The organism is Collinsella aerofaciens, assembly GCF_015558785.1.
Lineage (GTDB): Bacteria > Actinomycetota > Coriobacteriia > Coriobacteriales > Coriobacteriaceae > Collinsella > Collinsella aerofaciens_P.
Window position 1 is genome coordinate 1 of record NZ_JADMOP010000015.1, and the last position, 10,543, is coordinate 10,543.

Annotated in this window: 10 protein-coding genes; 5 read left to right on the plus strand and 5 right to left on the minus strand. The window is 62.1% G+C overall.

Translation table 11 applies throughout. The features are described from left to right. Nucleotides 1-182 precede the first annotated feature (182 nt). Nucleotides 183-1,490: a lysylphosphatidylglycerol synthase transmembrane domain-containing protein gene (locus I2G40_RS07505; RefSeq protein WP_195544681.1), complete on the plus strand. Its 1,308-nt coding sequence runs from the start codon at nt 183-185 to the stop codon at nt 1,488-1,490. A gap of 116 nt (nt 1,491-1,606) precedes the next feature. Continuing rightward, nucleotides 1,607-2,218 (plus strand): TetR/AcrR family transcriptional regulator, encoded by a 612-nt coding sequence (locus tag I2G40_RS07510; protein WP_157757975.1) that lies wholly within the window; start codon nt 1,607-1,609, stop codon nt 2,216-2,218. Nucleotides 2,219-2,330: 112 nt separating this feature from the next. On the opposite strand, the gene I2G40_RS07515 is transcribed toward I2G40_RS07510, so the two are convergent. The 5 genes from I2G40_RS07515 to I2G40_RS07535 form a co-directional block, all read right to left on the minus strand. After that, nucleotides 2,331-3,647 (minus strand): ABC transporter ATP-binding protein, encoded by a 1,317-nt coding sequence (locus I2G40_RS07515; RefSeq protein WP_195544682.1) that lies wholly within the window; start codon nt 3,645-3,647, stop codon nt 2,331-2,333. Further along, entirely contained in the window at nt 3,648-4,670 is a 1,023-nt protein-coding gene (locus tag I2G40_RS07520; RefSeq protein ID WP_195544683.1) for a FecCD family ABC transporter permease, read from the minus strand. Nucleotides 4,671-4,692: 22 nt separating this feature from the next. Continuing rightward, the gene (locus I2G40_RS09635) at nt 4,693-6,105 is read right to left on the minus strand and encodes an ABC transporter substrate-binding protein (RefSeq protein ID WP_195544684.1); all 1,413 of its coding nucleotides are present in this window, start codon (nt 6,103-6,105) and stop codon (nt 4,693-4,695) included. 163 nt (nt 6,106-6,268) lie between these two features. Beyond that, nucleotides 6,269-6,802 (minus strand): hypothetical protein, encoded by a 534-nt coding sequence (locus I2G40_RS07530; RefSeq protein ID WP_035138217.1) that lies wholly within the window; start codon nt 6,800-6,802, stop codon nt 6,269-6,271. A 145-nt stretch (nt 6,803-6,947) separates the two neighbouring features. Further along, complete coding sequence (locus I2G40_RS07535; RefSeq protein ID WP_195544685.1) at nt 6,948-7,874, minus strand: sirohydrochlorin cobaltochelatase; 927 nt, start codon at nt 7,872-7,874, stop codon at nt 6,948-6,950. 458 nt (nt 7,875-8,332) lie between these two features. Between I2G40_RS07535 and cobM the strand changes: the two genes are divergently transcribed. From cobM to I2G40_RS07550, 3 genes are read left to right on the plus strand one after another with little or no spacing between them, the layout of a single operon-like run. Next, nucleotides 8,333-9,124 (plus strand): precorrin-4 C(11)-methyltransferase, encoded by a 792-nt coding sequence (gene cobM / locus I2G40_RS07540; RefSeq protein WP_161161413.1) that lies wholly within the window; start codon nt 8,333-8,335, stop codon nt 9,122-9,124. A gap of 1 nt (nt 9,125) precedes the next feature. Next, nucleotides 9,126-10,310 (plus strand): cobalt-precorrin-5B (C(1))-methyltransferase CbiD, encoded by a 1,185-nt coding sequence (gene cbiD / locus I2G40_RS07545; protein ID WP_225093541.1) that lies wholly within the window; start codon nt 9,126-9,128, stop codon nt 10,308-10,310. Then, nucleotides 10,303-10,536, plus strand: a complete 234-nt coding sequence (locus tag I2G40_RS07550) for an SAM-dependent methyltransferase (protein ID WP_187359579.1) — start codon at nt 10,303-10,305, stop codon at nt 10,534-10,536. Before cbiD ends, I2G40_RS07550 begins: the two co-directional genes overlap by 8 nt. Nucleotides 10,537-10,543: the final 7 nt, after the last annotated feature.

The window sequence follows — 10,543 nt, forward strand, 5'->3', positions numbered from 1 at the left end:
GCGCCTTTAGACGCGAGCCCGGGGCCCGTGGGTTATACCCTAAGAGCAAACCACCCTTTTTAAGGGTGGTTCTGATTTTCAAACAACCGTCTGCAATTCCCGTTTGAACCAGAGCTTTGCGTTCTGCCTATGGCCCTTACGGGTACAATATCCAAGATATTTTGACTGTTAGAAGGAGTCTCATGACGGAGTCCTCTCAGCATACGTCTAAGCCCCAGGTCGAGGTTGAGGCCTCGGGCGGAGATGACAATAAGAGCGCACGCCGCGGCGCCATCTTTATCGGCGTCGTGCTGGTAGGTTATATCGTCTATCTGGTGGTAACCGGGCAGATGGGGCAGTTCTGGGCCGCTATGTCGAGCGTCCAGGCGTCATGGCTCGTTGTCGCGTGTCTTTGCATGTTCATGTACCTGTTCTTTGGCATTGTGGCCTATGCGATCGCCGTCTGGCTCGACCCATATTCGCCCGTCGGCATCCGCGACCTGATCTCGGTCGAGGCGAGTGGCATCTTCTTTGGCAACCTGACGCCCATGATGATGGGCTCGACTCCCGCCCAGATCTACCGCCTGACCAAAGCGGGCCAGAATGTCGGCGAGGCCGGAGCAACGCAGTTCACGCGCTTTATCGTGTACCAGTTTGGCCTCGTTGCCTGGGGCGCTATCCTACTGCTTGCTCGCATGCCGTTTTTTGCCGAGCGCTATGGCGACATGACGCTGCTGTGCGTCTTTAGCTTTGGTGGGCACTGCTGCATCTTGCTGGGCATCTTCGCCGTCGCGCTCATGCCTAAGACCGTCACGCGCGTCGCCCATTGCATTATCAATTGGCTTGAGCGCATTGGTGTCTCGGCCACTAAGATCGAGGGATGGCGCACGTTTGTCGATGGCGAGATCTACTCTTTCTCCGAGAAGTTCAAGCTTTCAGCCGGACATTTTTCTTCCATGCTGCTCACGGTGGTCATCACCATGCTGCAACTCGCGTTTTTCTACCTCGTGCCGTATTTCCTGATGCTTGCCTTTGGCCACCACGAGGTCGACTTTTTCTCGGTCATGGCCGCGAGCGCCTTTGTCCAGCTGCTGAGCTCTGCGGTCCCCCTGCCCGGTGGAACTGGTGGCGCTGAGGGCGGCTTTGCATTGTTCTTGGGTCATTTCTTTGGGTCGGCTTCGACCGCTGGCTATCTGCTGTGGCGCCTCATTACGTTTATTGCGCCGACCATTTTGGCTGCGCCCCTGCTGGGCCTTAAGAGCGCCCACAACGAGAGCATCCATGCGCGCTGGGATCGCGTGATGCGCAAGCTCGGCCGCACGCCTCAGACGCCCTCTGCGCCCACTAAGCCGCACCCCGCGAATGCTGTTACTGTTGATCCCAAGAAGCAGGCTCAGAAGGCTTCTGGGACCGCTAAGCCGGCTCATAAAGCCTATGTGCGCCAGACAGGCGATGGTATTCGCGTATCTCCGTCGGTACTCAATAAGAAGAAGCACCCTAAGTCGCAGTAGGGCAGTCGTGCGTTCTTCATGATGCGGGGCATATTTGTGCTGTATGGGGGATAATCCTCTTACGTAGATTATCTCTCATCTGTTGATGAATGCTCGCATATCGAAGGGACACGCCCATGGCAACCAGCAAACCGCGTCTTGATCGTCGCATCGTTCGCAGCCGTAATGCCATCCTTTCGGCTTTCGAGCGCCTGCTCATGGAAAAGCCGCTGGCAGACATTACGGTGAGTGCCATCGCGCGCGAGGCCAATGTCGACCGCAAAACCTTCTACGTGCACTTTGGCACGGTTGACGGCCTGCTCGATGCCATTGCCGTCGATGTGGTGGAGATGATTGTCGACTCGGTCGAGAAAACGCTTGCTTCAATGGACGGCGACACCAACGAGCGCGCTCTTGGCGCGGCGGCGACCTTCTTTAAAACCGTTAACGAGGCACTGTGCAACAACTTGGTGCTCAATCGTCAGCTGATCGAGAACATTCCGCTCGATGATTTTATGGCTCGTCTTCGTGCGCCGCTCGAGCACGAGATTGCCGAACGCGATCTGCTGCCCCAAGGTCTCAAGGACGAGATGTTCGACTACTATCTGGCGTTTTTGCTGTCGGGTATTATCGGTATCTATCGCACGTGGGCGCTGTCTGACGGTTCGGTTCCCATCGAGCGCGTCTCTGAGGTCGCCAACGATCTGACTCTCAATGGTCTGTCGAGTCTGGAATCTCGCTTGGATTAGGCCTAGTTGGGCTCGTCGGCGTGGAAATTCCTGTTCACGAGGTTCTCCGGCGCCTTGTAGACCTCGCCGGCGTAGGAGCTGTAGCCTGAGGATCCTTAAAAGAAAGTCCAGTTTATTCTTCCCACTCCAAATGGGAATCCTCCGATGCGCCTTCGCACGCTCGCATGACCTCGATACCATGCGATCGTGCGAACTCGACGAGCTCTGCGTTGCGGGCGTTTATGGTGCCGAAGGCAGCGGGGCACACGATAAGGCGCGCGCAGTGGACGAGGAGCTCTTTGGCGCGGGCTATGGTTTTATCCCCGATCGGCTCGAAGGCGCGCTCGGCCACGCATTCCGTCGCCAGGTCGCGCGCGAGCTCGCAGTCGATGTCCCCTTCGTGCAGAATGCCCGCGTAGAACGCCTTGCCCTGCCGGATGAGCTGGCGAAACACAGCTGACCCCGTACCTGCGCCGGCGATGACGAACGTGTGCGCATCGCCGTGTGGGCGCCCAATTTCCACGCTGCCGAAGCGCTCGTTGAAGGTGCCATGTTGAAGGCCGTAGAGCTCGCCAATCGTCTCGCGCGTGAATATGTCCTCGGGTGCGCCGGCGCGGAAGACCCGACCGTCCTTCACGCAAATCACCTTGTCGGCGCTTTTCTGCGCGAGCTCGAGTTCGTGGATGGACATGATGACAGCCACATTCCGCGATTTCGCAAGGTGGCGAAGTATTCGCAGCAGGTCGATCTGGTAGCGGATATCGAGATACGATGTGGGCTCGTCGAGCACGAGCACACGCGGATCCTGCGCGATGGCGCGTGCGAGCATGACGCGCTGGCGTTGCCCGTCGCTTATCTGCATGAAGTCGCGCTCGGCGAGCTCTTCCACATGTGCGGTTTTCATGGCCTCGTCGACCCGACTATGGTCGTTAGGCGAAAGTGTTCCCATTCGCCCGGTGTAGGGATGCCTTCCTGCCTCTACGATATCGCGGCAGGTGAGGAGCTCGGTCCGGGGTCGATCTGTCAGCATAACGGCAAGGTTCCTTGCGAATTCCGCCGTCTTCCATCGGGAAATCTCCCGCCCGTCGAGCTCGACCGCGCCGGCAAGCGGTGCCAGATGGCGCGTGATGGTTTTTAAGATGGTCGACTTGCCCGAGCCGTTCGGCCCGATGAGCGCCACGACGTCGCCCGCGCGAACCTCCAGATCGACGCCTTCGACTACGACCTTCTTGTCGTAGCCCGCCGACAGGTCGCTTATGCGGAAAAGCGGCGCTCCGTCAGCCTGCGTTTCGACCGGGGTTTCGAGGTTCGACTCCGCTCGGAGGAGGCGTTCCGCGTGCAGTTCCGCACGAGCCGAAAGTGCCTTCTGGCGCTTTCGTGCGAGCTTAGGACTGTCTAAGCACGGAATGTCCCTTCCGAGCGTTTTGGGCTGCGGCACGAATTTCCCCATCTACCTCACCCGCTTCTTCAACATGAGTGCGATAACCACCGGCGCGCCGAAGATGGCGGTGACGGCGCTGATGGAAAGCTCGACGGGGGAGAACAGCGTGCGCGCGATCAAATCGCAGCCCGCGCAGAAGATGGCGCCTCCCAAGAAGCACGCAGGAATCACGCGGATGGGCTTCGACGACTTCAGCGCCGACTTAACGAGATGCGGAACCGCGATGCCTACGAACGACACCGGACCAGCGAACGCGGTCACGCAGGCGGAGAGCATGCTCGCTAGAAGGACGAGCACCACGCGGAAGCGTGCGACGTTCACGCCGACGCTTTTCGCGTAGGCTTCTCCCAGCTGGAAGGCGGAAAGGGGCTTCGATATCGCGAATACGCATGCGCTCACGGTGATCACCACGACCACGATGACCGCGATGTCGTCCCAGCTCGAACCCGAGAAGCTACCCAAAGACCAGTTGTGCAGGTTCACGATGGACTGGTCGTCGGCGAAGGCGATGAGAAAGTTCGTCGCCGCCGAGCAGATGTATCCCACCATGACGCCCGCCACGATGAGCATGGCCATGGAACTTATGCGCCGTGCGATGAGGAGCACGAAGCCGATGGTGATAAGCGATCCCAGAAACGCTGCGGCCACCATGGCCGGCGAGGACATGGCCTGGTTCGCGCCCAGAAGCACGATCATCGTAAGCGCGACGACGAACTTTGCGCCCGAGGAGACGCCTAAGATGAACGGGTCGGCGATGGGGTTGTTGAAAAACGTCTGCAGCAGGAACCCGGAGAGCGAAAGTGCCCCGCCGAGAAGCACGGCTGAAAGCACGCGCGGCAGGCGAATCTCCCAGATGACTTGGCTTTCCATGAAATTGGCCGCGCCGCCCGAAAGGATTCCGGGGATGTGGTCTGCGGGCACGAGCACGCTCCCGATGCACAGGTTGGCCCCGACGAGCACGATGAGGACAACAGCGAGCAGCGCCGTCACGACGCGACACCGCGCGGCGCGCCCCGATTCGTCGTATGTCATGGAAAGCCGGCTTCTCATGACGCTAGCCAAGCTTCCTCAGATAATGGAAGTCGCTCGCGTCATCGCCGGTGAACGTCCCGTGCAGCTCGTCGATAATGTCGGCGGTAGAAGTCATCTGCTGGTACATGTCGGCGCTTGTGACCCAGACGTTGCCGTTCTTTACAGCTTTGAACTGCGACAATAGCGCGTTTTTGCCTACGAAGTCTTTCAAGGTGGCAACCGATTCGTCGATGGTGCCGTTGTAGACGATGATGTCGGCATCCTTCGCCGTCGCGTAGAAGCGCTCCATTTCGAGCGTTACTGACGAACCTGACGTCGACGCCGTCTGCGCGTCATCGAGCGCGTAGTTGCCGCCTGCAAGCTCGATCATCTGCGCCACGTAGTCGCCCGCCCGCCGCGTGACGGCGGCCCCGTTCGAGTTAATGTAGAAATACGCCACGGTTTTACCTGACGACGCGAGCCTCGACGTTTGCTCGACGCGGGCCTTCTGCTCGTTGAACAGGTGCGCGGCCTCGTCTTCCTTGTCGAACAGGACGCCGAAAAGCTTAATCCACTCGACGCGCCCGAGTGCTTCGGGCTCGCTCGACGACTGTTCGGTGAGCACGACGAGCCCGAGCTTCTGCAGCTTTTCCTTCACATCGGGCGTGTGGTTGATCATGGTGTTCTCGATGGCGAGCGTGCAGCCCGAGGCCGATATTCGCTCGTAGTCGGGCGCGCTGTACTTGCCGCCGTAGGCGATCGCCCCACTTTCGAGTGCGCTTTTGAAGCCCGCGACCGAGCAATCGTCGGCCTTCGTGCCCGACATGAGGATGTTGTCGTTCGCATCGAGCGCGTCGACCAGGCACATCGTCGCCGACGACACGAGGTACACCTTGTTGGCGGGACGCCTTATGACCGCGATGTCGGAGCTCAACCCATCAGGTACCTTCGCATGTTGCGGTACCACGAGGAAGCGCTCCCCGTTCGAAATGCAGATAAGCCGCAGGCCGCCTTCGTACTCGTCGACAGTGAAGTGCTCGGCGTATTCAAGCTGAAGCGCCCCCGTCGGCTCCCAGCCGCAGCCCAAATCGGCGTTGTGGAAGTCGGCCGCGGCGCTTGAAGCCGTTCCCGCAGGGGAGCCGCCGCTTGCATCGTCGCCCGATTTCTCCTTCATGGTGGATGAGTCGAAGTGGAGCGTGTAGTCGATGGTGTGCGGCGTCGACATGGCGACGGTCTCGGCCGACACGGCGATGTCCTCGTCGAGCGTGACGGGTATCTCGAACGTGGAGTTGCCGCCGTCGTTTACGGGCGCGTAGTCCACGCCGTTGACGGTCATTTTGTCGTAGTTCGAACTCGACCAGGTGATGGTCGCGGTGTAGGTGTCGCCATCCTTCACAATTGTGGTGGGTGAGGCGATGCTTGCGCGCCCTGACCCGCCGGAGAGCGAGACGCTCACAGTGTATTCCTGAGAGCCTGCCGTGCCACCGGTCGCGTTCGGGCTCGCACTGCACCCCGCGAAGGGAAGCGCGAACAGGGCGACGAGAACGCAGGCGATCGCGCGCACCGCGATGCTGCGACGCTTCCTGCTTTCCCCCTTGGGAAGAATCGACCGCATGGCGTTACTTCAGTGCGTCGGCGCGCAGATCGACGCCGGCGGATTCGAACACGAGCGTGCGGTCGTACCACTGCTCTTTTCTAATACTCCACGCGGCGCAGGCGGTGTCCTCGTCGAGCGCTTCAACGGGCACGTCGTAGGTGTACTTGCCTTCCGCGTTTTCCACATAGGGGATGAAGTCGGCCTCGCTCGCGGCGGCAGCCTCGTCGCCCGTGCCCATGAAGAGCTTACCGTAGCCCGTGCCGGAAAGCGTCATCACGCAGTGCATGGAGCCGTTTTCCACGATGAGCTGGGCGTCCACAATCCTGAACATGTTCGAGCTGGAATCTACGGTGATCGGATAGGTGCCGTCGGCCACCTTGTCGGCGGTGATGGGGGCAGCGCTTGCGCCCTCGGGTGCATCGGCCGCCTGTTCGGTCTTTTCCTGGGAATCGGCATCGCTTGCCTTTGCGCTGTCGATTGAATTTCCGCCGCAGCCGGCGAGCGAGAACGCGAAAAGCGCCGCTGACAGGGCGAAGGCGAGGGTTTTCTTCAACATGGAGGGGGTTCCTTTCAATCGCTTCGACCGCCCGCGCCGTGCGGTGGGCGGGCGGGATGCGAATGCAACGGGCATGCGCCGTCAGTCGGGGAAGGCGCATGCCCGTTGCACGGGGACGCGACCGGCGCCCCCGTGCGCGGCGAGTTTACAGCTTGGCGATGGCGTCGTCCACGTGCGAGACGTAGATGTCGTCGACCGCGACGTTCTGTCCCAGACCCTGGAGCAGGCACGTCACTTCGAAGCCGGCGGCCACGAACTTCGCAGCCCAGCTGTCGGGGTCGGTCTCGTCTGCCATGTCGTTGTTCGCGTGGTCGCCCGCGACCACCATGAACGGCGCGAGCACGGCCTTCTTGTAGCCTGCGGCGCTCGCGGCGGCGATAACATCCTCGCAGGTCGGTTCAGCCTCGACGGTGCCGACGAAGAACTGCGTCAAGCCCTCGTTCTTGAACACTTCCTGCATCTTGGTATAGTCGGCGTTGGAATCGGCTTCGGTGCCGTGGCCCATGAGGCACAGCGCCGTCTTGCCGTCGTCGAAGGACGCCATGCTCTCCTTAATGGCTGCGGCCACCTTCTTGTAGTCGTCGTCGGAGGTGAGCAGCGGGTCGCCGAGCGAGATTTTGTCGAACTTGTCGGCGTACTTGTCGAGCTCGTCTTTCACATCGGTGTATTCCAGGCCACCCATGAGATGCGTCGGCTGCACGACGATTTCCTTCACGCCGTCTTCCACGCAGCGGTCGAGCGCCTCGGTCATGTTGTCGATTGTGATGCCGTCGCGCTTCTTCAGCTTGTCGATGATGGTCTGCGCGGTGAAGGCGCGGCGGATGTCGTAGTCCTGCCAGTACTTCTCGCGGATAGCGTCTTCGATGGCGCCGATGGTGATGTGGCGCGAGTCGTTGTAGCTCGTGCCGAAGCTCGTGACGAGGATGACCGGCTTCACGGCCTTCTCCTTTTCACTCGATTTCTCGGAACTCGCGGAGGTGTTGGAGCAGCCCGCGAGCGCGACTCCGGCGAGCGCGACGGCTCCGGTTGCTGCGGCGCCCATGAAGCCGCGGCGTGACATCTGGTCGGACATGGTTTTTCCTTTCCTCGGTTTGCCGGTCCCCCGGCGACAGTTGCTTGTCGGCACAAGCGAAAGAAAAGCGCACCCCTCGGGGTTCACAAGGAGCTAACGCCACGGCGATGCCGTGAGGAAAAGGCGAAGCAGTCTGGCTTGGGGCGCGAGGCGGTTCGCCCGCGCGTCCTATACAGTAATGTCCCTTGCCCAGGATTCCCACCTGGTTCCCTCCGCAAGCCAGCGCGGGCTGTGCGGGCGCCGCGCCGGTCATTTCCTTTTATCCGATTGTCATATGCTCGTTGCCGAATCTTTTACTATGATAGTGGGCACTTGTGAACGTGTCAAAGCCAGGGCGGGCGGCATTGCGCCTCCTGCCTGCGTATTTGCGCCGATTGCCGCCGCAGGCGCCGTGTTTTGCCCGCTGCGCGAAGGGCGGCGTAAACGGTTGCGATGAGAAACGGGAAGGGAAGGCTCGGATGATTCATATCGTTGGCGCAGGCTCGGGCGCCGCCGACCTTATCACGCTGCGCGGGGCGCGCCTTCTGCGCGCGGCCGACGTGGTCGTTTGGGCGGGAAGCCTTGTGAACCCCGAGCTGCTCGCCGAGTGCAAGGAATCCTGCATCGTCTACGACAGCGCGCACATGACCTTGGAGGAAGTGCTCGACGTGATGTGCGCGGCGGATGCGCGGGGCGAGGAAGTGGTGCGCCTGCACACGGGCGACCCGTGCCTGTACGGCGCCATCCAGGAGCAGATGGACGCACTCGACGCGCGCGGCGTGGACTACGAGGTGGTGCCCGGCGTGTCGAGCTTTTGCGGTGCCGCGGCGGCGCTTCGCCAGGAATACACGCTGCCGGGAATCAGCCAGTCGGTCGTGATCACGCGGCTTTCCGGACGTACCCCCATGCCCGCGGGCGAGGGCATGCGCACCATGGCGGAAAGTGGCTCGACTATGGTCATCTTCCTGAGCTCGGGTATGCTCGCCGAGCTTTCCGCCGAGCTTTTGGCCGCGGGCCGCAGCTCCGACGAGCCGGCCGCGCTCGTGTACAAGGCGACCTGGCCTGAGGAGCGCGTGGTGCGATGCACAGTGGGCACGCTCGCCGATGCGGGCGCGCGAGAGGGCATCGACCGCACGGCGCTCGTGGTGGTGGGCCGCGTGCTCGGAGCTCGCGGCGGGTTTTCGCACAACGGCGCGCAAGCAGAGTCGTACGAGCGCAGCAAGCTTTACGACCCTTCGTTTGCCACGGGGTATCGGAAGGCGAGCAGCTAGCGTGGCCTTCGAGCACTACATATATACCGGGACGACCCGCCTGCGCTGCGGCTACACCACGGGGAGCTGCGCCGCGCTCGCGGCGAAGGCGGCCTGCGAGATGCTTTTGTCACGAAAGCCCGTCGGCCGCGTGTCGATCGTCACCCCCGGCGGGCTGCCCGTCGAGGCGAACGTGGTCGACGCATGCATCGGCGAGGGGTGCGCCCAGTGCGCCGTGCGAAAGGACGCAGGCGACGATGCCGATGTGACTGACGGCGTACTCGTGTACGCGCACGTGGAACATGCGGGGTCGGGCACGGGTGCTGCGGGCAGCAAGGACGTGCCCGCGCGCGAATCGGAAGTTTCCGTCGATGGCGGCGTGGGCGTGGGGCGCGTGACATTGCCCGGGCTCGAGCAGCCGGTGGGGGCGGCCGCCATCAACGCGACGCCGCGCGCGATGATCACTTCGGCGGTGCGCGAGGTGTGCGCCGCGCACGGCTTTTCTGGAAATATTGCTGTGACGATTTCGGTACCCGAGGGTGTTGCCCTTGCCAAAAAGACCTTCAACCCGCATCTGGGGATAGAGGGCGGCATCTCCATCCTGGGCACGACGGGCATCGTCGAGCCGCGCAGCCTCGCTGCCTTGCGCGACAGCATCGAGCTCGAGATCCGGCAGCATGCGGCTATGGGGCGGCGCGGAGTCGTGCTCACGCCCGGCAACTACGGCGGGCAGTTCATCTCGGGGCATTTCCACCTAAACGGTGCGCCGGTGGTCTTCATCTCCAACTTTGTGGGCGATGCGATTGACTGCTGCGTTCGCGAGGGATTTACCAATGTCCTTCTTGTGGGACACATCGGCAAGTTGGTGAAGGTCGCGGGCGGCATCATGGACACCCATTCGCGTACCGCCGACTGCCGCGCGGAGATTCTGGCCGCCCACGCGGCCATGGCCGGCGCGGGCGCGAAGACCGTGCGCGAGATCATGTCGTCCGTCACGACCACGGCGGCGCTCGAGGTAATCGAGGCCGCCGGCGTTGGGGACGCTGCGCGCGCCTCGCTCGCTGCGGCAATTGAGGACAGGTTGCGCCGACGCGCGGCGGGCGCATGCGACATCGCCGCGGTCGTGTTCGACGCCGAGCGCCGCGAGCTTTTCCGCACGTCGGGCGCCGATGCAGTTATCGGGAAATTGGGGGCGACGTATGAGTAAAGGCGTTCTGTACGGGGTGCGCCGTGCAATCGGCTGGCCGGGGACGAAGGTGGTCATGAAGGCGCGCCGCTCGCTTGCGGACACGAAGCGCTTCCTTTGCGAGGAGGGTGCCTTCGACGGTGCCGAGCTTGTAGAGGACTGTGGGCTTCCGGGCGAGCGCGTGTACCGCTCGCTCGACGATGTGCCCGATCGGGGCAGCTACTTCTCGACGATGGTGGTGCGCTAGATGAGGG